Origin of the sequence: Acidovorax sacchari (assembly GCF_042847045.1) — a bacterium.
GTDB lineage: Bacteria > Pseudomonadota > Gammaproteobacteria > Burkholderiales > Burkholderiaceae_C > Paracidovorax > Paracidovorax sacchari.
Genome location: NZ_AP035783.1, coordinates 5,160,817 through 5,184,508, shown reverse-complemented (window position 1 = coordinate 5,184,508; position 23,692 = coordinate 5,160,817). Strand labels below are relative to the sequence as shown.

Below are 23,692 nucleotides of genomic sequence, written 5' to 3'. Positions count from 1 at the left end.
CGGGGAACGGTGGGACAGGCGCGGGGCCGCGTCGGACTTCAGCCGTTGCGGAACAGGAAGCTGTAGGCGTTGAGCGCCGGCACGCCGCCCAGGTGGGCGTAGAGCACGCGCGAGCCTTCCGGGAATTCGCCGTTGCGCACCATGTCGATCATCCCGTGCATGGATTTGCCCTCGTACACCGGATCGGTGAGCATGCCTTCCTGCCGCGCGCACAGGCGGATCGCTTCCAGCGTGCCCTCGTTGGGCAGTCCGTACTCGGGACCGCCGTAGCGCGTGTCGAGCACGACGTCCGCGTCGGTGATCTCGCGGCCCAGTTCCACGAGTTCCGCCGTGTTGCGCGCGATGCGCAGGACCTGCTCGCGGGTCTGCTCCGGCTTGGCGGAGGCGTCGATGCCGATCACGCGGTCCGCGCGGCCGTCGGCCGCGAAGCCCACCACCATGCCGGCCTGCGTGCTGCCGGTGACCGAGCACACGACGATGTAGTCGAACTGGAAGCCCAGTTCCTTCTCCTGCTGGCGCACTTCCTCGGCGAAGGCCACGAAGCCCAGGCCGCCGCGCGGATGCTCGGAGCAGCCCGCGGGGATGGGGAAGGGCTTGCCGCCGGCGCGGCGCACGTCTTCCATGGCCTGCTCCCAGCTCGGGCGGATGCCGATGTCGAAGCCCGCGGCGTCCAGGCGCACGTCGGCGCCCATGATGCGCGACATCTCGATGTTGCCCACGCGGTCGTACACCGCGTCGGAGTAGTTCACCCAGTTCTCCTGCACCAGCACGCACTTCATGCCCAGGTGGGCCGCCACCGCGGCCACCTGCCGCGTCTGGTTGGACTGGATGCCGCCGATGGACACCAGCGTGTCGTAGCCACCTTCGATCGCCTCGGGGATCAGGTATTCGAGCTTGCGGGTCTTGTTGCCGCCGAAGGCGAGGCCGGAATTGCAGTCCTCGCGCTTGGCGTAGAGCTCCACCTTGCCGCCCAGGTGCGCGGACAGGCGCTTGAGGGGCTGGATGGGCGTGGGGCCGAAGGTGAGGGCGTGGCGGGGGAATTTCTGCAGGTTCATGGATGCGGTGCCAGGGGCGGAAAGGAAAGGCGGGAGGGCGGGGGCCCAGGTCCGGCGCGGGGCCTGCGAGGCCGTGCGCCGTTGACTGCATCGTAGGAAAATGCGCTGGAAACAGGGTTGCAAATGCAGAGGAAAAAGCATTCGTTGAATGCATGGATGGCTGCAGATTGCCTTCTTTAATTCCAGGAAATAAATCATGTGCGCAACAAAATTACGCAGGCAGAGTGGCACTGCCGAGCCGCCGCCCGCTCCCCCCGCGCCGCCGCCCGCGGAGATCGACCGCACGGACCGCGCCATCCTGCGCGCGCTGCAGCGCGACGCGTCCGTGTCGAACGTGGCACTGGCCGCCAAGGTGCACCTGAGCCCGCCGGCCTGCCTGCGCCGCGTGGAGCGCCTGAAGCGCCTGGGCCTGATCGACCGCACGGTCGCGCTGCTGCATCCGCGCGCGGTGGGCGCGGGCATGCTGGTGATGATCGGCGTGGTGCTGGACCGCTCCACGCCCGAGTCCTTCGCGGCGTTCGAGAAGGCCGCCGCGCAGATCTCGGGCTGCATGGAATGCCACCTCGTGACGGGCGAGTTCGACTACTTCATGCTGGTGCGCACGCGCGACAGCGACAGCTTCAACCGCCTGCACGCGGAGCAGTTGCTCTACCTGCCGGGCGTGCGGCAGGTGCGCTCGTTCATGGCGCTGCGCAACGTGGTGTCCACCACGGAGCTGCCGCTGGCCATCTGACGCGGCCGGCCGCGGGCCGCCAGAACGGCTCAGGGCTGGCGGACCATGTGCGGGTAGATCAGGCCGTAGCGGCCCGCCAGGCCCGCCGCGACGCCGGGATTGGTGAGCTTGATGAACGCGGCACCGGTCACCGGCAGGCCTGCTGGATCGGGGATCTGCAGCGCGGCCCAGCCGGACTGGAGGCCGTTGCGCAGCGGGGCGCGGGCGACGGTGCTGGACAGCGGCGAGACGTTGTTGAACGCCGCCACCGACACGGTGCCGCACAGGCGCGGCACCAGGGGCAGCGTGGAGGGGATGGCCGCGCCGTTGGTGGACACCGTGGCCTCGCGCGAGAACACCAGGAACGACCAGTTGCCGTTGGCGCTGCACACCTGGTTGCCGGACACCGTGGTGTTGTCGGAGTGGAAGAACTGGTCGCCCGTGCCGGCCGGCGGCACCACCGAGAACGTGCGCGCGCCGGCCGCATAGTCCATGGCCACGCTGTAGCGCTTGGTGGGCATGGCGAACACCCAGTCCGTCTGCGCGGTGATCGAGGATTCGAGCGCGTACTGGTTGCGCACCTCGCGCGCGTTGAGCAGCTCCGAGACCTCGGCGGCCGTCCTGCGGGCATTGGCCTCCGAGGCGGGCAGGTGGTAGGGCGTGGACAGGTCGGGCAGGTCGTAGGCGCGCGCCTGGATCACCGCGCCCAGGGTCGGCACGGTAGATGTGCCGTCGATGTCCTTCTGCCGCGATGCAAAGCCGGCCGACACCAGCAGCGGGTCTGCCGTGAAGCGCTCGGGCTGGGCGATCGCCTGGTCGGTGGGCGGGAAGAGCACGTAGTTGCCGCGACCCGGCTGTCCGGCCGCGTTCACGGCCTGCAGCGTGGTCATCGGGGAGGAGAACGTGGTCGCGCCGGGCACATCGATGATGTACCAGGTGCCCCCCACGCCGCCCGATGGAGTGGCGAAGCCGCGGGCGGCGGCGGTGGCCTCGTCGCCGGCGTCCTGCTGCAGGGCGGCATCGATGGCCGAGCCCGTGCATGGCGCCACTTCCGATACCTGGCGGATCGCCGTGAAGAGCGCCGAGCGCTCCTGGCCGCTCGTGCCGTACGCCAACGCCGAGGGGATGTCGGCGGCGACGATGGCTTCGATGGAGCCCTCGCGCGTGTGGCTGGCGCGGTCGGCCGCGCCCAGGGCAGGGTCGAGCCGGTCGGTGGCGAACGGCTGGGCCACCCCGGCCGCGAGCTGCGGCGACGTGCAGGAGCCGTCCGCGGTGGTGATCTGCGCGCGGCCATCGGCCCCGGCCGTGATGGCCCCGGTCCACATGTCGCCGGGCGAGAGCAGCAGCGTCATGGTGAGCAGGCTGTCGCCGTTGGCGGCGCCGCGCACGCGCAGCTTGACGGCCTTGCCGTTGGACAGATCCGTGTTCGCCAGGTGCAGCACGGTCATCTGGCCCTGCTGCGCGGTGAAGTAGGGCACCAGCAGCACATGGCCGAGCTGGTTGGTGGCGGGCTGCAGGGCGACCGCATCCGTCGCGCCCAGCTGGGAGCGCGACGGTGCGCTGCCGGTGCCGGCCACCACGCCGGCCAGGGCGGGCGCGGCGAATCCGCAGCCGCAGAGCAATAGAACGCCCGCGGCGCGGGCGAAGTTCGGTGCGGGCATGGGCTCCTCCTTGGGTCTTGTCCTGTGGGAAGGCTGCAGCCTAACCGATGGGATCGGGCTTGACCATGCCGGCCGGGCCCCCGGCCGCCGGCCGCACCTTTAACTCCTGCAGCTTCTTCAAGGTCCAGGCGCCCGTGCCAAACGGGATGCGGATGGGAGATTCCGTAAAAAAAGTATCGCCTGGCGATACCAGCCGTCCGAGGCACCGCCACTGCACTGCTTCATGAAGACCGCCTGCCGGCGCGCTGTCCATGATGCCGCCCATGTTCCACCACGGGCCGCAAGCCCCCGCTTCCATGCCGCGTCCTTCCGCCTCCTCCCCTTCGCCGTCTTCCACCTCCCTGGTCCAGCGCGATACGGCCGCCTGGCAGTTGCAGGTCTGGGTGTCGTTCGGCATCGCCGCGCTCTGCTGCGCCGTGGGCCTGGCCTGGCTGCCGGGCGAGCGGCTGGAGCAGATCTTCATGGTGATGGGCTATGTCTTCTGCCTCTCCGCGGTGTTCATGCTCGCCAAGTTCGTGCGCGACAACCAGGCCGCCACGCGGCGCGGAGCGGGCGATACGCCGCTCTTCAAGCTGGTGGTCTGGGGCGGCTTCGCCGTGGCGGTGGGGCTGACGGGATGGGGCCTGCTGGACATGGACATCTCGCCCACCTACAAGGCCTTCCTGGGCGTGAGCTGGCTCTACCTGCTGACGACGGCATTCACGCTGGCCAAGATGCTGCGCGACCGCCACGAGGCCGACCTGGCCGAAGCGCGGCTGCAGGGCCGCCGCGAAGCGATGCAGGCGCCGGCCGCGGCTTCTCCCCTGCAGGAGGCTCCCGCTGGCGAAGTGCGCCCTGACCGTGCCATGAACTGACCCGGGAGCCACTGCCATGTCACGTTTTTCATACCGGCCCTTGCTACTTCAGGTCACAACTTCCCCGCGTGGGTGGGGGAGCGGGCGCTGGCTGGCGGGGGTTGTTCTCGCCAGCGCCGCCATCGCATCGGCGCCGCCAGTGCGGGCGCAGAGCGAGGTTTCCGCCGCGCTGTCGATGCTGCCCGTGGCGTCGGTCGTGGGGACCGCGTCCGTCGGGTCCGCGGCAGTCGGCGCGGTGGCCACCGTGCCTGTAGCGTTATCGGTGGCTGGAGCTGTGCTCACGGTGCGCGTGGTGGAGGCGTCGGCAGCCGGCACGGTCTATGTGCTGGAACGTGCTTCCGACGGCGCCCGCGTGAGCGTGGAGGTGGCGGGCCGCACCGCCTCGGGCATCGCGGCGGGCGTGGGCACCGTCGTCACCTGCAGCGTCATCGGCACGGGCGTGGTGCTGTCGGCGGCGGGCGAGGTGCTGGCCTTCGTGCCGAATGCGCTGGGCCGGGCGCTGCTGCACAACGAGCGGTTGTGAGCGTGCCGGCCATGGTCCGTTCCCGCACCGTCCTGCGCCCTGCCGCCGCGGGTGCCGCCGGGCTCCTGCTGGCCGCAGCGCTGGCGATGGGTTCCACCGCGCACGCCGGCCGCTCCTGCGAGGCGCGCAAGCCCACGCCGCAGGCCATCGAACGCGGCATGCTGCTGGCCGAGCGCACGGCGCGGGCGCTCGATGCGGAGCACCAGCGCTCCGGCGCGCGCGTCGTGCTGCTGGCCCGCGCCGGGCAGGACCTGTCGAAATACGGCGTGCACTACTCGCACATGGGCTGGGCCTACCGCACGCCCGAGGGGCCGTGGCGCGTGGCGCACAAGCTCAATGAATGCGGTACCGCCGTGGGCTCCCTCTACCGCCAGGGCCTGGGCGAATTCTTCCTGGACGACCTGTGGCGGCACGAGGCCGTGTGGCTGGTGCCCGCACCCGACGTGCAGGCGCGGCTGGCCGCGGTGCTGGCCGAGCGCCCCCGCACGCTCGCGATGCAGCAGCCGGCCTACAGCATGGTGAGTTACGCCTGGGGCACGCGCTACCAGCAATCGAACCAGTGGGCACTGGAGATGCTGGCGCTGGCCATGGATCCCGAGGCCGTCCGCACGCGTGCCCAGGCGCAGGCCTGGCTGCGCGCCCGGGGGTACGAGCCCGCCGTGCTGCGCATCGGGCCGCTCACGCGGCTGGGCGGGCGCGTCACCGCGGCCAACGTGGCGTTCGACGACCACCCGCCCCGGGATCGCTTCGCGGACCGCATCGCGACGGTCACCGTCGATTCCGTGCTGGCGTGGATGCCGCGGGCCGGACTCGGATCGGAGGTGTCCACGCTCTCGCTGGACCGCTCTCCCTGAGCACCGCATGATCGGTGCACTGTTCGAACGTATGGATCAACACAAAGGAGTCCGACATGGGCAAATCCCTGCGCCTGTCCGAAAAGTGGTTCCGCCGCGGCCTGTGGCTGGTGTCGCTGGTGTTCGCCAGCTTCCTCATCGGGCTGGGCGGCACGCTGGTGGGCGACCTGCCGCGCGTGGAAGCGCCGCTGCAGCTCGATGATTTCCTGGACCGGCCCGCCGCGGAAGCGCTGCGCAACGAAGTGCGCGCGTCCGACGGGGCCGAGCGGCAGGCACAGGCCGCGCTGGAGCAGGCCCAGCTGCAGCGCAGCAAGGCGCGCAGCGAAAGCCAGTCGGCGCACGAGAGCTTCAACAACTGGATCGCCACGCGCAGCGCCACGCAGCAGTCGGAGCACAACCCGGAGGTGGTGCAGCGCACGCAGGCGCTGGATGCCCTGAAGGTCCGCGAACGGCAGGCGCAACGGGCGGTGGAGGCGCAGCAGCAGGCCGCGCTGGATGCCCGGCAGGCCGCGGCGGCCGCGCGCCAGCGCCTGGAGCAGATGGAGGCGGCCGGCTACGAACGGATGCGCGTGGCCCAGCGCAAGGTGGAGCTGCGGGTGTTCCTCTACCGGCTCGCGCTCACGCTGCCGCTGCTGCTGATCGCGGGCTGGCTGTTCGCGAAGAAGCGGCAGAGCACGTGGTGGCCGTTCGTCTGGGGCTTCATCTTCTTCGCGCTGTTCGCGTTCTTCGTCGAGCTCGTTCCCTACCTGCCCAGCTACGGCGGATACGTGCGCTATGCCGTGGGCATCGTGGTGACCGTGCTGGTGGGGCGCTACGCCATCCTGGCCCTGAACCGCTACCTCGAGCGCCAGCGGCAGGCGGAGGCGCTGCCCGACGCGCAGCGGCGCGAGGAACTGAGCTACGACGTCGCGCTGGCCCGCCTGGGCAAGGGCGTGTGCCCGGGGTGCGAGCGGCCGGTCGATCTGAAGAACGAGACCATCGACTTCTGTCCGCACTGCGGCATCGGACTGTTCGACCGCTGCGGCAACTGCCGAACGCGCAAGAGCGCCTTCGCGCGGTTCTGCCATGCGTGCGGAACCGGCAGCGCGCAGGCTGCAGGGCAGGTGCCCGGACGTCTGTAGGACGGGAGCGGCATTCTGCGACGGTGTTTGGCTTAAATGATAAAAATAAACATTGAAATAGGGGAATTCAAAGAGGGTGCTCAGCGGGAATTGATGTTTTCTTGAATAATTTGTGTACGGTTGCATCATTTTTGCGTTCCATCCAGGATTTTCCATGGCCCCCCTGCCCGCCTCCCCTTCCAGCGACATGCTCGTCGCCTTCGCCCAAGCCATCCGGGCGTCGCAGCCCTCCATCGAACTGGACGCACGGGGCCATGTGGCGGCGGTCCATCCCGGGTTCCTCGAGATGAGCCAGCATGCCGAGGGCGATGTGGTCGGCCACCACTACCGCAGCTGTTTTCCCCGTGCGGCGGAGTGGCTGGACGCCTGTTTCGCCCCGGATGCCTCCGAGCCGGTGCGCACCGCCACCGGCCGCCATTTCGGTAGCTGGAAGCGGAACTGCGTGACGCGCACGCAGGCCTTCGTGCTGCGGGGCGAGGACGCCGCGGTGCGGCAGGTCGTGCTGCTGCTGGAAGATGTGTCGGACCAGCGCGCCGCCCTGCGAGAGTACGAGGGCCACATGAACGCCATCGACCGCTCCATGGCCATCATCGAGTTCGACCTGAAGGGCCACGTCCTCAGGGCCAACCGGAATTTCCTGGACACCTTCGGCTACAGCGCCGAGGAGATCGAGGGAGTGCACCACCGCATCTTCTGCGACGCCGAGCATGTGCGCAGCCTCGAATACCGCGAATTCTGGGAGCGCCTGGCCGCCGGCGAATTCCAGAGCAACGAGTACCGCCGCATCCGCAAGAACGGGCAGGACGTGTGGATCCAGGCGTCCTACAACCCCATCTTCGACGAGGACGGCCGCCCGGTGAAGGTGGTCAAGTACGCCACCGACGTCACCGAGGCCAAGCAGCGCAATACCGAGAACGCCGGCCGCGTGGAAGCCATCGGCCGGTCCATGGCAGTGGCCGAGTTCGCGCTCGACGGCACGGTGCTGGCGGCCAATCCGCTGTTTCTCGAAACGATGGGCTACACGCTGGAGGAGGTGCTGGGCCGGCACCACCGCAACTTCTGCCAGCCCGAACACGCGGCGAGCCCGGCCTATCGGGATTTCTGGCGCAAGCTGGGCGACGGCGAGTTCGAGGCCGGCGTGTACCGCCGCGTGGCCAGGGACGGGCGCGAGGTGTGGCTGCAGGCATCGTACAACCCCATCTTCGACGGCGAGGGCCGGCAGGTGAAGGTCGTCAAGTACGCCACCGACGTCACCGCGGAGAAGATGCGCAACGCCGAGTACGAGGGCAAGGTCAATGCCATGGCGCGGGCGCAGGCCGTGATCGAGTTCGACCTGGAGGGCAATGTGCTGCATGCCAATGCCAACTTTCTCGACGCGATGGGCTACACCCTGCGGGAGATCGTGGGGCAGCACCACAAGATGTTCTGCGAGCCCGATTTCGTGCGTTCGTCGGAGTACCGCGATTTCTGGGCCAGGCTCAGCCGCGGCGAGTTCTATTCGGGCCTGTACAAGCGTATCAGCAAGCACGGCTACCCGGTGTGGATCCAGGCGACCTACAACCCCATCATCGGGCCCGACGGCAATCCCGTGAAGATCATCAAGTACGCCATCGACGTGAGCGGCCAGGTCGAGCGCGAGCAGCTGGTGCAAAGCCGGGTGGGCGAGATGGGCCGCTCGATCCAGCAGCTGACGGAGACCATCGGCGAGATCGCGCGCACCACCCGCCACTCCACCGAACTGGCAGCCGTGACGCAGGCCGAGGCGCGGCGCGGCAGCCAGACGCTGCAGCGTTCGCTGGAAGCCACCAAGGCCATCCAGGAATCGTCGGACGACATCAACGCCATCGTGCAGGTGATCGGCGACATCGCCAACCAGACCAACCTGCTGGCCTTCAACGCGGCCATCGAGGCTGCGCGGGCGGGCGAACACGGACTGGGCTTCTCGGTCGTGGCCGACGAAGTGCGCAAGCTGGCCGAAAAGTCTTCGCAGGCGACGCGCGAGATCACCAAGCTGATCGCCGAATCGGTGGGGCGCGTGCGCCAGGGCGGCGACATCTCATCGCAGGCGGCGGAGAACTTCGAGCGCATCGTGCAGGGCGTGGACCAGACGACCGCGTCGATCGCGGGCATCCACACCGCGACCGAGGCGCAGACCGCCGCCACGCGCAGCGTCGCCCAGTTGCTGGAAGAGTTGACCCGGGTGTCGATGCGCACCCGCGTGGATCCGGCCGGCGGCGCCGAGCCTGCCGCGCGGGTGGGCGCATGACCGCCGGCCCGGCGGTGCTGCATTTCGGCATCGTCCACGCTGCGGGGCAGGACATCGCCATCGCTTCCAGCGAACTGGTCGAGGCGGTGGACATGCCGCAGCGGCTCCTTCCGCTGCCCGAGCCTTCCCCGCTGATGGCCGGTACGTTCCTGCTGCGCGGGCGCCTGGTGCCGGTGCTGGACCTGCAGCGGCTGATGGCGCCTGCCGGCTCACCCACCCCTGCGCCAGGCGACGGAACGGAGGCAGGTCCCGCCGCTGCGGCAAGCCGGAAGCGGCAGGTGGCGGTGGTCGCGCACGGCGGCCGGCGCCTGGGCATCGGCGTGGACACCATCTCCGGCGTGCTGCGCGTGCCGCCTTCGGCCGTCACCCCCCTGGGTGGGGCGGAGGGGAGCCTGTTCGGCCACTGGGTGGTCACGCAGGAGCCCGAGAGCCGCGCCTTGCCGGTGCTGCAGGTGCCGGCCCTGCTGGAGCGCACGCCGGGCGTGCTGCCTGCGGTGGATCCGCCCGCCGGAGCGCCCGCCGCGTCCCCGGCGCAGGCCGCCGCGGCAACGCGCCGGCATACGCTCGCGTCCCTGCAGGGCCAGGTGCTGGCCTTCGACTTCGCCGATGTGCCCGACATCCTGCCGATGCCGCCCATGCGCGCTTTCTTCGCCGCGGGCGGCCCGCTGCGCGGACTCGTGTCATGGCGCGGCTGCGATGTGCCGGTGGTCGATCTGCAGCGGCTGCTCGGCATGGAGGGCGGTGCCCCGGACGGAGCCCCAGCCCCGCTCCCGGGCGCGTCCAAGCCCCTGCTCATGGTGCTGCAGCGCGGGGACCGGCGCATCGGTGTGCAGACGGACGCCGTGCTGGGCATGGAGACAGCGGCGCCCGACGCCACGGTGCCTCTGGGCGCCGGCGCCAGCCTGAACCCCGGATGCTATGCCGGTGCCATGCGCACCTCGGCGCACGGCATCGCCGCCGTGCTGCGGGTGGACGGGCTGCTGGACCATCCGGTCGTCGCCGCGTTCCTGAACAGCCGGCCAGCCGCCGCCGCGGGCGCGCAGGCCGGGCCGGACGTGGCCCGTGGCGGTGCCGGCGCGCGCACCACGTTCCTCGTCTACCGGGCCGGGGGAGACTGCGCCACGCCGCTCTCCGAGGTGGAGGAAATACTCGACTACGCGACGCCGGCCGTGCGGCTGGATGCCACCGGCGGCGGCATGTGCGGCCTGGTGGAGCGCAGGGGCCGGCCGCTGGAGGTCTTCTCGCTGCGCACCCTGCTGGGCAGCGCAGCGGCGGAGCCCACGGCGCAGTCGCGGGTGCTGGTGGTGCGGCAGGGCGAGCGGCTGCGCGGCTTCCTGGTGGACAGCCTGGTGTCCCTGGTCTCGGCCGATGCCACCGCGGAGATCGGCCACGAGGCGCCTGCGCTTGCGGGGGCCACGCGGCGCGGGGGCAGCGGCCTGGGGCGCATGCTGACCGTGGGCAAAGGCGCCGATGCCCTGACCTGCCGGAAGGTGGGGCTGCGGGGGCTCGTGGCGCAGTCGTTCCACGATGGTCCTTAGCGTTTTCTCCCTGTAACCCAGGCCGGGGCGGGAGGCGCCTTCTCCTACACCCGGGCGGCCTGCATGCTTTTCAGACTGGGGTCCGAAGCCCGCTCCATGTGGCGGGCACCGATGGACCCACCGTTCGCATCGCAGGAGAACCCATGCCGCTCGACCCCCGCACCGCCGGCCCCCGGCCGCCCTTCAAGGACCAGCAACCACTCACGCCGCCCGGCGCCGAAACCGACATGCATCCGCAGCCCGACTACGGGGCCACGTCGTACAAGGGCTCGGGCAGGCTCCAGGGGCGCCGCGCCGTCATCACGGGGGGCGACAGCGGCATCGGCCGTGCGGTGGCGCTGGCCTTCGCGCGCGAAGGTGCCGACGTGCTCATCGCCCACCTGCCCGAGGAGGAGGCCGATGCGCGCAAGACCCTCGACCTCGTCACCGCCGAAGGCCGCCGCGCGGTCGGCGTGCCCGGCGACATCCGCGAGGAGGCGCACTGCAACGCCATCATCGACCGCGCGGTGAAGGAACTGGGCGGCATCGACATCCTCGTCAACAACGCCGCCTACCAGATGGCGCACGAAAGCATCGACGAGATCTCGGCCGAGGAATTCGACCGCACCTTCCGCACCAACGTCTATGCCACGTTCTACCTGAGCAAGGCGGCGGCCCGCCACATGCCGCCGGGCAGCGCCATCATCAACACCGTCTCGGTGAACGCGGACAAGCCCAACAAGACGCTGCTGGCCTATGCCTCCACCAAGGGCGCGCTGCAGAACTTCACGGGCGGGCTCGCCCAGCTGCTGGCCGACAAGGGCATCCGCGTGAACTGCGTGGCACCCGGCCCGATCTGGACGCCGCTCATTCCCTCCACCCTGCCGATCGAGCGCGCCCGTGAGTTCGGCAAGCAGGTGCCGCTGCAGCGCCCCGGCCAGCCTGCCGAGGTGGCGCCGGCCTACGTGATGCTGGCATCCGACCAGGCGAGCTTCATCTCGGGTGCGACGGTGGCCGTGACGGGCGGCGTGCCTATCCTCTAGGGCTGGCAACTCCCCCAGCCTGCGGAGCGTTCCGCCGCGCTTCAATCCACCCTGATCCCCGCGGCGCGGACCACGGCAGCGAGTTCCTTCCGCTCCCTGGCCAGATAGTCCGCGAACCGGGCCTGCGTCATCTCCATGGGCTGGAAACCCGCGTCGGACAGCCGGCGGACCACCTCCGGGTCGGACAGCACGGCGTGCATCTCCTCCGCGATGCGCCGGGCGATCGCCGGCGGCGTGCCGGCGGGCAGCAGCAGGCCCTGCCAGGCCTCGATGTCCAGCGAACGGAATTCCGGTGTCTCGGACAGGCTGGGCACCTGGGGCAGCGTGGCGACGCGCCGCCGGGACGTCACGCCATAGGCCTGCACCTTGCCCTCGCGGATGAAGCTCTGGGCCAGCGCCACGGGCAGTACTGCCAGGTCGATCTGGCCCCCGGCCAGTTCGGTCAGCACCTGCGGGCCCGATTTGTAGGGAATGTGGACGATGTCGAGCCCTGCCTGCTGCCTGATCATCTCGGCGGCGATGTGCAGGCTGGTGCCGACGCCGTCCGTGCCGAAGTTGATCCGGCCCGGCTGGCTGCGCACGAGGCGGATCAGTTCTGCCGTGTCCGCCGCCAGGTGGGGCCTGCCGATCAGCACGAAAGCCGAGGACGCCACCGGCACCACCGGCTGCAGTTCCTTGAGTCCGTCGTAGGCAAAGCGCGTTGGCGACACCAGCGGCGCGACCGTGACCGGGCTGGCCACCCCGAAGAGCAGGGTGTAGCCGTCGGGCCTGGCCCTGATCACCCGCTGGACGGCGATAGTGCCCGAAGCCCCCACCGTGTTCTCGACGACCACGGGCTGATTCAGCCGCTCGGCCAGCCTGGGCATCAGCAGCCGCGCGGCGACATCCACGCTGCCGCCGGCCGAGAACGGCACGACCGCCACGATGGGCTGGGCGGGCCAGGCGGAGGGGCTCTCGGCGCGGGCCGGCGGTACGCATGCGGCCAGCGCGGACAGGGCGAGCGTCGTCGCGGTGGTCTTCAGGCGGCGGATGCAGATCATGGGACGGACTCCGCGAAGCAGGAGGTGGACGGGGTGCAAGGGGTAGAGCCCTGGCCGGGCGGTCAGAGTCCCAGCCAGGGCAGGGACGCCGCCGGGTAGCGGAAGGTCTGGAAGACGCTGTTGAGCCGTCCGGGGCCGGTCTTGCGTGCCGCGGCATCCGGGTATTCGGCGAACCACGGCAGGATGTATTCCCACACCACCTCGCCGGCCGGCGTCACCTCGAAGAGGCGGCCCGTGGCGGATTCGGTGATGTGGGTATTGCCGTTCCACAGGCGCTGGGCGTTGCCCATGAAGGCCGTGTAGAAGGCGTTGACCATCTCGTCCTGGTAGCTCCAGACGACGCGCTGGTCGGCGGGGTCGATCTCCACCACGCGCGAGAAGGCGACGTGCGCGCCTTCGCGGAAGTTGCCGTTGTCGAACGCCAGGATGTGGCCGCCCGGCAGCGGCACGGGGGCGTGCTGGTGCGACACCAGCGACGGCGGCAGGTGCAGCCGCACGGCCCCGCTGGCCTTGTCCACGCCGATGATGCCCGCCGTGGTGCGCAGGCTCATCAGCACGGTGCCGTCGGCCGCCACGCCCAGGCCGTTCACCAGGGGCCAGTGGTAGCGGCCGAAACCGGGGTGGATGGGAAAGGCCGCCGGGTCGAGGTGTTCCCAGGCCTTCCACTCCCACACCCGTTCGCCTGCACGGTTGACCTCGCGGATCACGTCGCCGTACATGGTCTCCTGCGGGCCGTGGGCGGTGCCGCCGGGCACCTGTTCCGCGAAGCCCTCGGGGACCGGTTCGCAGGCGGCATAGAGCAGATGGCCGTTGGGCAGCCATTGCGCGTCGTGGTGGTGGGCCGGGTCCTCGTAGCGCCATACCACCTCGCCGGCCGGAGTCACCTCGTAGAAGTCGCCGCCATGCCACATGGACCAGGGCGGGTAGCGGTCGGGCGAATGCGCGTGGCTTCCGTTGTAGCCGAGGTTGCCGTTGGGCAGGATGACCGCGTGGCGCCCCGGGCGCACGGGCATCTGCCATTCGTGGATCACGGCTCCGCCGATGTCGATGAGATAGACCCGGCCGCCGGCGGTCTGCGGGGCGATGAGCGTGTAGCCCCCGGCGGAGAGATGCGGGTCATGGGCGATCAGCCCCACGCCGCGGCGGCGCTGGGTGATCTGGTCAACGGTGGTGGCCATCGGGAATCCTCTTTCGTTCAGGTACCGAACGCGACTCTATGCACGTGCCACCGTCAGGAATAGCTGAAAGTTTCTGCAGGGGTGTCAGAAATCTCTTTACACTCGCCGGCCATGTCCTCCATCTCGCAAGCTTTCCGCTGCTTCGACGAAGTGGCGCGGCGAGGGTCTGTCCGCAAGGCAGCCGAGACCCTGCATCTCACGGCGGCCGCGGTCAACCAGCAGGTGCTGAACTTCGAGGCGCAGGTCGGCATACCGCTGTTCGACCGGCTGCCGCGGGGCATGCGGCTCAATCTGGCCGGGGAGATCATGCTGGCCGCGGTGCGGCGCAGCCAGCGCGACTTCGACAACGCGCTGAGCCAGGTCGAGGATCTGCGCGCGCTGCGGCGCGGACACGTGAACGTGGGCGTATCGAACGCCACCGCCGAGTACGTGCTGCCGCAGGTCATCCTGGCGCTGCAGCGCAGCCATCCCGGCATCACTTTCGGCGTGCGCACCGGCAATGGCGAGTCCCTGCTGCACTGGGTGGCGCAAGGCGAGATCGACATCGCCTGCTGCCTGCGGCGCACGCCACCGCAGGGGGTGGAGGAAATCCGCAGCTTCTCCCAGCAACTGGGCGTGGTCACCGCCCCTGGCCATCCGCTCGGCACTCCCGCGCAGCGGCTGCGCCTGCGTGACTGCCTGGGCTACCCGCTCGCCATGGTGTCGCCGGACATGGAACTGCGCAGCCTGCTCGATCGCATCGATCCGCGCCTGGCGCGCCTCGGCCGTCCGCGGGTGGAAACCTCTTCGGTGGCCATGGTGCGGCGGCTGGTGGCAGGCAGCGATGCCGTGGCCTTCCTGGTGCCCGACAACGTGGCCGAAGACGTGGCGCAGGGAACGCTCGTCTGGAACGGCCTGGAGGATGCGGGCGCGCGGCTGCAGGGCGGCATCTACCAGCGTTCAGGGTATTCCGCGCCCTCGGCCGTCGGGCTGTTCCTGGCGGCCCTGGAGGCGGAGATCGAAAGCATCCATGCGCGTTTCGAGTCGCGGATAGCGCTGCAGCTGGGCGCCTTCGCGACCTGAGCCGACCCCGCATGCAGGATGCGGCGCCGGCCGGGCGGCGCCTGCGGGATCAGGCCCCCATCACCACCGGACCGCCCTGCGCGATCGCGCGCTGGTACGCCGGGCGTGCGTTGATGCGGTCGCGGTACGCCTTCACGGCGCTGAATTCGACCGCGCCGCTGGCGCGCGTGATCGCGGCCTCCACCGCGAAGCTCATCTGGAAGTCGGCGATGCTGATCGCATCGCCCGCGAACCACGCATTGCGCGTGAGGTGGTCCTCCATGAAGGCGAGCGCCGTGGCGAGGTTCGGGTCCACCAGCTTCTTCTGCGCCTTGCCGCAGATCGCGTGCGCCACGGGCCGCATGAAGAACGGCATGGGCTGCAGGGGCAGGGTCTTGAAGACGAGCTTCATCACGAGCCAGTTCATGAGCGAGCCTTCGGCGTAGTGCATCCAGAACCGGCACTGCCGGTGTTCCGGCGTGCCCGGCCGGGGCACGAGGTGCGCCAGCTCGCCCGTGGCCTGCGCGCCGTAGCGCTCGGCGATGTGCTCGATGATCGCGCCCGACTCGGCGATGACCTCGCCGCCGTCGTCGATCACGGGGGATTTGCCCAGCGGGTGGATACGCTTGAGCTCCGGCGGCGCCAGGCGGGTGCGCGGGTCGCGCTGGTAGCGGCGCAGGTCGTAGGCCACGCCCAGCTCTTCCAGAAGCCAGAGCACGCGCTGGGAGCGGGAGGTTTCGAGGTGGTGGACGGTCAGCATGGGCGCATGGTAAGGCCGTCCCGGTGGCGCAGGGCGTAGGCCGTGGTCGATCCAGCGGTCGGTGGTTCGCGGCCGGTTTCCCGGCTGCCCTAAACGCCCCGCGCGCGGTCGGCCGCGAAGCGGGCGCGGAACTCGCCGAAGCGGCCCGCGTCGAGCGATTCGCGTATCTCCCGCATGAGGTTCAGGTAGTAGTGCAGGTTGTGCACGGTGGTGAGCATGGGGCCCAGCATCTCGCCGCAGCGGTCGAGGTGGTGCAGGTAAGCGCGGCTGAAACCGCCGCGCCCGCCATCGGCCCAGGCCACGCCCTCGGTGCCCGCGCAGGCGTGGCAGGCGCAGGTCGGGTCCAGCGGCTGGTGGTCTGCCTTGTGGCGCGCATTGCGGATCTTCAGGTCGCCGTGGCGCGTGAAGATGGTGCCGTTGCGTGCATTGCGCGTGGGCATCACGCAGTCGAACATGTCCACGCCGTCGGCCACGCCCTGCACGAGGTCTTCGGGGGTGCCAACGCCCATCAGGTAGCGCGGCTTGTGGGCCGGCAGGCGGTGCGGCGTGTGGGCCATGATGTCCAGCATCTCGTCCTTGGGCTCGCCCACGCTCACGCCGCCCACGGCGTAGCCGGGGAAATCCATCTCCACCAGCCGCTCCAGCGATTCCTGGCGCAGGTTCTTGTACATGCCGCCCTGCACGATGCCGAAGAGCGCGTTGGGGTTGCCCAGGCGGTGGAATTCGTCCTGGCTGCGGCGCGCCCAGCGCAGGCTCATCTCCATCGACTTGCGCGCCTCGGCCTCCGTGGTCTTGTGGCCCTTGGTCTCGTACGGCGTGCATTCGTCGAGCTGCATGACGATGTCGGAGTTGAGCGTGGTCTGGATCTGCATGCTCACCTCGGGCGACATGAAGAGCTTGTCGCCGTTCACCGGGCTCGCGAAATGCACGCCTTCCTCGGTGATCTTGCGCATGGCGCCCAGCGACCAGACCTGGAAGCCGCCCGAGTCGGTGAGGATGGGCTTGTTCCACTGCTCGAAGCCGTGCAGGCCGCCGAAGCCCTGCATCACGTCCAGGCCCGGCCGCATCCAGAGGTGGAAGGTGTTGCCCAGGATGATCTGCGCGCCCATCTCGTGCAGGCTGCGCGGCATCACGCCCTTGACGGTGCCGTAGGTGCCCACCGGCATGAAGATGGGGGTCTGCACCACCCCGTGGTTGAGCGTGAGCGCGCCGCGCCGCGCGTGGCTGGCGGGATCGGTCGCGAGAAGTTCGAATTGAAGCATGATCGGGCGATTGTCCCAGACGGCCGCCTGCGCGCCGGCACTACACTGGTCCGCAGCGGCGCCGCGTTCCGCGGTCCCCCGGCCGGCCCCCAGAAGAAAGGACATTCCCGAACATGCTCAAGATCCTCGTCGCCGTCGATGGCTCCGAACTCTCGCTCGATGCCGTGCGCCACACGCTCGCGCTCACGCGCCAGGGCCTCGCGGCCTCCGTCGTGCTCGCGCACGTGCAGGAGCCCGCCACCCTCTACGAGATGGTGGTCTCGCGCGATCCCGACCTCATCGCCGCCGCGAGCCTGGAGGCCGGACTGCACCTGATGGCCCCGGCGCGCGCCCTGGTCGATGCGGCCGGCGTGCCCTGCGAATCCGAAGTGGGCGTGGGCGATGTCGCCCCCACGCTGGCAGACATCGCGGAGCGCACCCAGTGCGACCTCATCGTGATCGGCGCCCGCGGCCAGGGTGCCATCGCCAGCGCCCTGCTGGGCTCCGTCTCGCAGGCCCTGGTGCACGCGAGCCCCGTGCCCGTCACCATTGTCAAGCACCCCGACACGACCGTTGCCACGCAGCCGGCGGACCTGCCCGGCGACGGTGGCGAGCCCGACGCGGTGTGATGGAGTAGAATCCATAGCTATCCCGCCCCTGGTAGTAAGCCTCCGATCATCTTGGAAGAGCCGAAACCTGGGGCGTTTTCCATTGGGGGAGACGAAACCGTGCCTACGGCAGTGCTGATCGACGGCGGTTTTTTCGTGAAGCGTTTCCGCGCCATCGAGCCGCACAATCTCTACAACGCACAGCGGGCTGCAGATCTGGCCTTTCGATGGGCGCTCGCCCATATGCGCGAAGGGAAAGGCGGTTCAATGCGGCATGAGCTCTACCGCATCTTTTTCTACGACTGCCCGCCTCTGGAAAAGAAGCTGCACAACCCCCTGACGAAGAAATCGGTTGATTTCGCAAAATCGCAGGAAGCCATATTTCGTCACGAACTGCATGCAAGGTTGCGCTGCAAGCGCAAAGTGGCGCTGCGCATGGGGCATCTGGCCGGTGACACTCCCTGGACGCTTCCTGCTTCGACCATTGAGGATTTGCTGAAGGGCAAGCGTCAATTCGCAGATTTGACGGGTGAGGACGTGCAACCCAACATCCGGCAAAAGGGTGTGGACATGCGGATCGGCATAGACATCGCCTCACTGGCCTTCAAGCGCCAAGTGGATCAGATCGTTCTGATGGCTGGCGACGCGGATTTCGTTCCAGCCGCCAAGCTGGCGCGGCGGGAAGGTATCGACTTTGTGCTGGACCCGATGTGGCGTAGCGTGCACCCCGGTTTGAACGAGCATATCGATGGGCTGCGGTCGGTGTGTCCGCAACCGGTCAAGAAAGGCAGCGACGGAGCCATCGTGCCACCCCCGGATTCATCAGGCCAAGGGCTTGCCTGACGCGCTTAATAAGAAGGAATAACGGCTTGCTGGGGATGTGCCTAGGCGCAGAGCGCCTGGCACCGCCGTCAAGCCGCTTTGCGGAACCCATCCGAATGCGCGCTGCCACCGCGCTGCAGCTTGCCGTGCGGCAGGCTCGCCAGGCGGGAGAACATGCGGCGGCAGTAGCCGGAGATCCAGAGGCATTTGTTGAGTTCGTCCACGGGCAGCGGGCCCGAGACGACGACGATGTCGTTGGCGGCCTGCAGCGCACCCGCGGCGCGCAGGCGGCGGCGGGTGTTGTTCGCCCAGGAGGTGATGCGCGAGGGCGTGCCGTGCTGGTGCACCTGGCCGGTGTGCTGGTCGAACGCGATGGCCACGGTATCGGTCCTGAGCTTGAAGCGGCGCTCGCCGGTGACGGCGCTGGGTGCCTCGCGCATGTCGTACAGGTAGTACGCGCCGGCCTTGAGTTGGTATTGCATGTCCATGGTGACGACCTCCGAGCGGGCATTGTCGAGCGGCCCCGGACAGGCAATCGCGCGGAAAAGGGCCGGAAAACCGTTCTTATCCGCGCCGCGGAAGAGGGCCGGACTGGCCTTCGGCGCGGGGGCTCGGGCTGCGGCGGAGAGGGGACACGAAAGGCCTGGGAATGCCGTGCGCCGCGCGTGCCATTGTGTCGGCACGCTCCGGCGGCTTCAACCCGCTGGCCATGGCAAAGGGTAACGGGTTGTGAGGCGCGCGGCCGCCGGGCCGCCGGGCCGCGCGCCCTGCCTCAGAAGTCCACGAGGCTCAGGCCCACGCTGAAGACGGTGCGCCGGCGGTTGTAGTCGGTGATGGTGTCGCCGTAGCCGCTGAAGAGCGCGGTGTGGAACCGCAGGTTGCTCTTGATGCCGCCCAGGTCCGTGCCCACCGCGCGCATCCATTCCAGCCGCACGGCGCCGCGGCCGGTGGAGCCGAAGGCGCTGCGCGCCATCAGCGACAGGGTGTTGTCGCGGTCGTAGTTCCAGCCGAGCTGCACCTCGCCGCGGCCCATGTAGTCGATGATGTCCGGGTTGTCGTCGTCCGCGGCGCTTTCCTTCAGGCGCTTCCAGACGCGCGCGCTCACGGTCCAGCGGTTGTCCAGTTCCATGCCGGTCATCAGGTACACGCGGTTCCAGCTGCGCGACAGCGGCAGGTTCTGTCCGTTGGACTGGTGCACCAGCCCGATGCCGCTGTAGCGCCAGCGCCAGCCGAAGGGCAGCTTCGCGTCGGTGGGATAGACGTACATTACCTCCGGCTCGTGGTCGGTGGCGCGGAACGGCCGCGAGATGTCAGGGCTGAAGAGCTGCCAGTACGACTGCTGCGTGTAGCCGACCCAGAGCGAATCCTTGAGCGTCGGGTGGCCCTGCGTGAGCAGGCCCTGCGCTATCTTGGTGCGCACCGAGAGCTGGATGCGGGTTTCGGTGGTGCGGTAATCGACCTCCGAAGTCGCGGTGTGGTCCGCGGCGGGCGAGGTGGGCCGGCGGTTCACGGTGTCGGACGCCACCACCGAGACAGAGATCGGCCGGTAGCCGCGGAAGCGGAAGGTGCCGCAGTCGCTGCCCGATTCCAGCTCCCAGAAGCGCGAGAGCGTGCTGTATTGCTCGTCGCGGCAGCCCTCCACCTGGGCCACGTCGATGACGCGCGTGGCCGGCAGCGTGGTGTCCACCGGCGTGGGCGGCGCATTGTCCCCGGCCGGGGCCGCGGCGGATTTGCCCGCGCCCGTGGACGGCGCGGCGGCGACGGCCGGCGCCTGCTGCCAGGCCTGCTGCCCGGCCCACTGGTCGAAGCAGGCCAGCCGCGCCTCGCCGCTGCCCATGGCCGTGCAGCGGCGCCAGGCCTCGCCCGCGGCGCCGGAGGGCGCGGGCGGCTGTTGCGCCAGGGCTGCCCCGGCGGGTGCGCAGAGCGCGAGCGCCAGGGCGCCCAGCCGCACCGGGCGGGCAGCGGAGGGCCGGCCTGCCTGTGCGGCGCGAACGGAAGGCTTCGGTTGTCGTATGCGTTGGTCCATGGTCCGCGGATCTCCTTGCCGCAACTGCCGTACGCCAACCGGCCCATCCGGGTGGCGTGGATGATGATGAGGGTCTGGTGCCTGCCGCCCGCCGCATGCCCGGGGCCGGCCCGGGGTGGATGGCGCGTCCGGCGGGTTCATGGCGACGTCTGGGCGGGGGACTTGCGCGCCGCGAACTCGGCGCGCAGGGCGCGCAGCTTCTCGCGCGGGTCTTCGCGGGCGGTGTTCTTGTCCAGGCCCATCTCGGCGATGAAGCGGCTGGGCTGGGCGGCGACCATCTCGCGGCCCTTCTTGCGCCGCTTCGTCCAGCTCACGGCCAGGCTGCGCTGCGCGCGGGTGATGCCCACGTACATCAGGCGGCGCTCTTCCTGCAGGCGCTGCAGCGTGTCTTCGCTCACCTTCTGCTGGCGGCCCTCGTCGTCGTCGAGCTTGAAGGGCAGCATGCCCTCGGTCACGCCCACCAGCATCACGTGCGGCCACTCCAGGCCCTTGGAGGCGTGCAGGGTGGAAAGGGTGACGAGGTCCTCGTCCTTCTCGCGCTCGCTGATGGTGGACAGCAGGGCGATGGTCTGCGCCACCTCCAGCAGGCTCTTGGTCTCTTTCGCCACCACGGCGCCGGCGGTGTCCTCGATCTGCCCGCCCGCGCGCTGGCTCATCCAGTCGCAGAACTCGAGCACGTTGGTCCAGCGCGCACCGGCCACGGTCTCGCTGTCCTCGCTGTCGTAGAGGTACTGCTCGTAGCCGATCTCCTTCAGCCAATCGGTCATGAAGGTGCGCGCATCTTCGGCGCCATGGGTGTGGCGCGCCTTGTATTCCAGGTAGTTGATGTAGCGGCCGAACTCCATCACGCTCTCGTGCGCCTTGCGCGGCAGCACGGCTTCGAGCATGTGGTTGAAGAGCGCGCCGAACATGCTCACCTTGTGCTGCGTCGAGAACTCGCCGAGCTTGGCCAGCGTGGTGTGGCCGATGCCGCGCTTGGGCGTGGTGATGGCGCGCAGGAAGGCCGGGTCGTCGTCGTTGTTGATCCACAGGCGGAACCAGGCGCACAGGTCCTTGATTTCCGCGCGGTCGAAGAAGCTGGTGCCGCCCGAGACCTTGTAGGGCACGTTGGCCTTGCGCAGCGCCTTCTCGAACGGCTTGGCCTGGTGGTTGGCGCGGTAGAGGATGGCGAAGCTCTTCCAGGCCGGCTGCGGGTTCAGCGTGGCGCGCAGGCTCTGGATGCGGGCCACGGCGCGCTCGGCCTCGTGCTCCTCGTTGTCGGCGTCCACCACGCGCACCGGCTCGCCCTCGCCCAGCTCCGAGAACAGCGTCTTCGGAAAAAGCTTGGGATTGGGCTGGATGACGTTGTTGGCCGCGCGCAGGATGGCGCTGGTGGAGCGGTAGTTCTGCTCCAGCTTGATGACCTTGAGCTGCGGGTAGTCCACCGGCAGCTTCTTGAGGTTGTCCAGCGTGGCGCCGCGCCAGCCGTAGATCGACTGGTCGTCGTCGCCCACCGCGGTGAACCGGCCGCGCTCGCCCACCAGCAGCTTGAGCAGTTCGTACTGCGTGGCGTTGGTGTCCTGGTATTCATCGACCAGCACGTGGCCCAGCGACTGCTGCCACTTGGCGCGCACCTCGGGAAAATCGCGCAACAGGCGCAGCGGCATGCCGATCAGGTCGTCGAAATCCACGCTCTGGTAGGCCGTCAGGCGCTCCTCGTAGCGCTGCATGATGACGGCGATGCTGCGCTCGTTGTCGTCCTTCGCCTGGGCGAGCGCGGCGGCGCTGTCCAGGCCGGCGTTCTTCCAGGCGCTGATGGTCCATTGCCACTGCCGCGCGGTGGCGATGTCGGTGGTGCCGCCGGCCGCGTCCTTGATGATGCCGGTCACATCGTCGGCGTCGAGGATGCTGAACTGGGGCTTGAGGCCGAGCACGTGCCCGTCCTCGCGCACCATGCGCACGCCCAGGGCGTGGAAGGTGCAGACCAGCACGTCCCTGGCCGCGCGGCCGATCAGGTGCTGCGCGCGCTCCCGCATTTCGGCGGCGGCCTTGTTCGTGAAGGTGATGGCCGCGATGCGGCGCGGCTCCAGCCCGGTCTCGATGAGGCGGCCGATCTTCATCGTGATCACGCGCGTCTTGCCCGAGCCGGCGCCGGCCAGCACGAGGCAGGGCCCTTCCGTGTAGTGGACGGCCTGGAGCTGGGCGAGATTGAGACCGGCGGACATGCGGCGAGCGGAAACGGGAGGAGGGCTGGAAAGCGGGGCGAGGGCTGCCGCCGGACCGTGCATGGACAGCCGGGCCGGCAGGCGGGTGCAGATGATAACGGGGCGGTCCGCCGCCGGGTTGTGCGGGGGAATGCGGGCCGGGCCGATGCGGCGGCGTCCTACAGGACGCGCGCACTGCGAGAATGCCGCGTGCTCTCCGTGCTGGCCGTCACCTTTCCCTTCTTCGCGCTCGTGCTGTGCGGGTACCTGGCCACGCGCGCCGGGCGGCTGCCGCTGGCGGCGATCCCCGGGCTGAATGCCTTCGTCCTGTTCTTCGCGCTGCCGTGCATGCTGTTCCGCTTCGGCGCGCGCACGCCCATTGCCGAGCTGCTGGATCCGGCGGCCGCGGGCGTGTACCTGGCCTGCGGCCTGGCGCTGGTGGCCGCGGCCATCACGCTCACGCGCCGCCGGCTGGGCTGGAACGACGCGGCCTTCGGCGCCCTGGCGACGGTCTTTCCCAACACCGGCTTCATGGGCGTGCCGCTGCTGGTGGCGCTGCTCGGCCCGGCGGCCGCAGGGCCCGTGATTCTCACGATGCTGCTGGACATGGTGGTGACCACGGCGGTCTGCGTCGGCCTGTCGCGCCTGGGCGGAGGGGGGGCGCCGGGCGCCGAGGGCGCGCGGGCGGCGCTGGGGCGCGCCCTGCGGGGCATGGCGTCCAACCCCATGCCCTGGTCGATCGCGCTGGGCGCGCTGGCCTCGGGGCTGCAGGTGGTCCTGCCGGGGCCCGTGGACCGCACCGTGGGCCTGCTGGCGGATGCCGCGGCGCCCGTGGCCCTGTTCACCATCGGCGCGGTGCTCGCGCGAGCGGGCATGGCCGCGCATCCGGGCGAGGTCCTGCGTCCCTGGGACGGCCTGGGCGCAGCGCTGGCCAAGCTGGTGGTGCATCCGCTGCTCGTCTGGGGTGCGGGCCATGCGGCGATCGCCGCGGGCGCGCCGCTGTCCGCCCCGGCGCATACGGCGCTGGTGCTCGCGGCGGCGCTGCCGAGCGCCAGCAACGTCTCGCTGCTGGCGGAGCGCTTCGGCGCGCACACGGGGCGCATCGCCCGGGTGATCCTGGTCTCCACGGTGCTGGCTTTCCTGAGCTTTTCGGCCGCGGTCGCCCTCTGGACCTGACCGCTTCGCAT

21 protein-coding genes are annotated in these 23,692 nt (G+C 69.8%); 12 read left to right on the top strand and 9 right to left on the bottom strand.

The window, feature by feature from the left end:
• Window positions 1–38: 38 nt before the first annotated feature.
• Window positions 39–1,055 carry a 1-aminocyclopropane-1-carboxylate deaminase gene (locus ACGHC0_RS22960; RefSeq protein WP_368353134.1) on the bottom strand — a complete coding sequence of 339 codons (1,017 nt, stop codon included), beginning with the start codon at window positions 1,053–1,055 and terminating at the stop codon, window positions 39–41.
• 196 nt (window positions 1,056–1,251) lie between these two features.
• On the opposite strand from ACGHC0_RS22960, the gene ACGHC0_RS22955 reads away from it, so the two are divergent.
• On the top strand, window positions 1,252–1,788 hold the full coding sequence (locus ACGHC0_RS22955) for an Lrp/AsnC family transcriptional regulator (RefSeq protein WP_368353133.1): 537 nt from the start codon (window positions 1,252–1,254) through the stop codon (window positions 1,786–1,788).
• Window positions 1,789–1,817: 29 nt separating this feature from the next.
• Here ACGHC0_RS22955 and ACGHC0_RS22950 read toward each other — a convergent pair whose 3' ends face one another.
• Window positions 1,818–3,428: a surface layer protein NpdA gene (locus ACGHC0_RS22950; RefSeq protein WP_415266866.1), complete on the bottom strand. Its 1,611-nt coding sequence runs from the start codon at window positions 3,426–3,428 to the stop codon at window positions 1,818–1,820.
• Window positions 3,429–3,724: 296 nt separating this feature from the next.
• Between ACGHC0_RS22950 and ACGHC0_RS22945 the strand changes: the two genes are divergently transcribed.
• The 7 genes from ACGHC0_RS22945 (at window position 3,725) to ACGHC0_RS22915 (ending at window position 11,606) form a co-directional block, all read left to right on the top strand.
• Window positions 3,725–4,282 carry a YiaA/YiaB family inner membrane protein gene (locus ACGHC0_RS22945; protein WP_415266865.1) on the top strand — a complete coding sequence of 186 codons (558 nt, stop codon included), beginning with the start codon at window positions 3,725–3,727 and terminating at the stop codon, window positions 4,280–4,282.
• Window positions 4,283–4,298: 16 nt separating this feature from the next.
• Entirely contained in the window at window positions 4,299–4,805 is a 507-nt protein-coding gene (locus ACGHC0_RS22940) for a hypothetical protein (protein WP_415266864.1), read from the top strand.
• 11 nt (window positions 4,806–4,816) lie between these two features.
• Window positions 4,817–5,659: a DUF2145 domain-containing protein gene (locus tag ACGHC0_RS22935; RefSeq protein WP_415266863.1), complete on the top strand. Its 843-nt coding sequence runs from the start codon at window positions 4,817–4,819 to the stop codon at window positions 5,657–5,659.
• A gap of 56 nt (window positions 5,660–5,715) precedes the next feature.
• A complete protein-coding gene (locus ACGHC0_RS22930; protein WP_368353128.1) occupies window positions 5,716–6,780 on the top strand; it encodes a serine endopeptidase in 1,065 nt (354 codons plus the stop codon).
• Between the two features lie 154 nt (window positions 6,781–6,934).
• Complete coding sequence (locus ACGHC0_RS22925) at window positions 6,935–9,046, top strand: PAS domain-containing protein (protein ID WP_415266862.1); 2,112 nt, start codon at window positions 6,935–6,937, stop codon at window positions 9,044–9,046.
• Window positions 9,043–10,584, top strand: coding sequence for a chemotaxis protein CheW (locus ACGHC0_RS22920; RefSeq protein ID WP_415266861.1), 1,542 nt, complete (start codon window positions 9,043–9,045; stop codon window positions 10,582–10,584). The genes ACGHC0_RS22925 and ACGHC0_RS22920 overlap by 4 nt, the downstream gene beginning before the upstream one ends.
• A gap of 143 nt (window positions 10,585–10,727) precedes the next feature.
• On the top strand, window positions 10,728–11,606 hold the full coding sequence (locus ACGHC0_RS22915; protein WP_368353125.1) for an SDR family oxidoreductase: 879 nt from the start codon (window positions 10,728–10,730) through the stop codon (window positions 11,604–11,606).
• A gap of 41 nt (window positions 11,607–11,647) precedes the next feature.
• Here ACGHC0_RS22915 and ACGHC0_RS22910 read toward each other — a convergent pair whose 3' ends face one another.
• Both ACGHC0_RS22910 and ACGHC0_RS22905 read right to left on the bottom strand, forming a co-directional pair.
• A complete protein-coding gene (locus tag ACGHC0_RS22910) occupies window positions 11,648–12,643 on the bottom strand; it encodes a Bug family tripartite tricarboxylate transporter substrate binding protein (protein ID WP_415268449.1) in 996 nt (331 codons plus the stop codon).
• Between the two features lie 65 nt (window positions 12,644–12,708).
• Entirely contained in the window at window positions 12,709–13,824 is a 1,116-nt protein-coding gene (locus ACGHC0_RS22905; protein ID WP_415266860.1) for an aryl-sulfate sulfotransferase, read from the bottom strand.
• A 111-nt stretch (window positions 13,825–13,935) separates the two neighbouring features.
• Between ACGHC0_RS22905 and ACGHC0_RS22900 the strand changes: the two genes are divergently transcribed.
• The gene (locus ACGHC0_RS22900) at window positions 13,936–14,886 is read left to right on the top strand and encodes a LysR family transcriptional regulator (protein WP_415266859.1); all 951 of its coding nucleotides are present in this window, start codon (window positions 13,936–13,938) and stop codon (window positions 14,884–14,886) included.
• A 49-nt stretch (window positions 14,887–14,935) separates the two neighbouring features.
• Here ACGHC0_RS22900 and ACGHC0_RS22895 read toward each other — a convergent pair whose 3' ends face one another.
• On the bottom strand, window positions 14,936–15,625 hold the full coding sequence (locus tag ACGHC0_RS22895) for a glutathione S-transferase family protein (RefSeq protein ID WP_368353121.1): 690 nt from the start codon (window positions 15,623–15,625) through the stop codon (window positions 14,936–14,938).
• A gap of 89 nt (window positions 15,626–15,714) precedes the next feature.
• Window positions 15,715–16,887: a tRNA guanosine(34) transglycosylase Tgt gene (tgt, locus tag ACGHC0_RS22890; RefSeq protein ID WP_415266858.1), complete on the bottom strand. Its 1,173-nt coding sequence runs from the start codon at window positions 16,885–16,887 to the stop codon at window positions 15,715–15,717.
• A 113-nt stretch (window positions 16,888–17,000) separates the two neighbouring features.
• Between tgt and ACGHC0_RS22885 the strand changes: the two genes are divergently transcribed.
• Both ACGHC0_RS22885 and ACGHC0_RS22880 read left to right on the top strand, forming a co-directional pair.
• The gene (locus ACGHC0_RS22885) at window positions 17,001–17,495 is read left to right on the top strand and encodes a universal stress protein (protein ID WP_415266857.1); all 495 of its coding nucleotides are present in this window, start codon (window positions 17,001–17,003) and stop codon (window positions 17,493–17,495) included.
• Between the two features lie 99 nt (window positions 17,496–17,594).
• Window positions 17,595–18,317, top strand: coding sequence for an NYN domain-containing protein (locus ACGHC0_RS22880; RefSeq protein WP_368353118.1), 723 nt, complete (start codon window positions 17,595–17,597; stop codon window positions 18,315–18,317).
• 68 nt (window positions 18,318–18,385) lie between these two features.
• Here ACGHC0_RS22880 and ACGHC0_RS22875 read toward each other — a convergent pair whose 3' ends face one another.
• The 3 genes from ACGHC0_RS22875 to ACGHC0_RS22865 form a co-directional block, all read right to left on the bottom strand.
• Entirely contained in the window at window positions 18,386–18,784 is a 399-nt protein-coding gene (locus ACGHC0_RS22875) for a hypothetical protein (RefSeq protein ID WP_368353117.1), read from the bottom strand.
• Window positions 18,785–19,068: 284 nt separating this feature from the next.
• The gene (locus ACGHC0_RS22870; protein ID WP_368353116.1) at window positions 19,069–20,322 is read right to left on the bottom strand and encodes a phospholipase A; all 1,254 of its coding nucleotides are present in this window, start codon (window positions 20,320–20,322) and stop codon (window positions 19,069–19,071) included.
• Between the two features lie 137 nt (window positions 20,323–20,459).
• Entirely contained in the window at window positions 20,460–22,526 is a 2,067-nt protein-coding gene (locus tag ACGHC0_RS22865) for an ATP-dependent helicase (protein WP_415266856.1), read from the bottom strand.
• Window positions 22,527–22,715: 189 nt separating this feature from the next.
• Between ACGHC0_RS22865 and ACGHC0_RS22860 the strand changes: the two genes are divergently transcribed.
• Window positions 22,716–23,681, top strand: coding sequence for an AEC family transporter (locus ACGHC0_RS22860; protein ID WP_415266855.1), 966 nt, complete (start codon window positions 22,716–22,718; stop codon window positions 23,679–23,681).
• Window positions 23,682–23,692 lie beyond the last annotated feature (11 nt).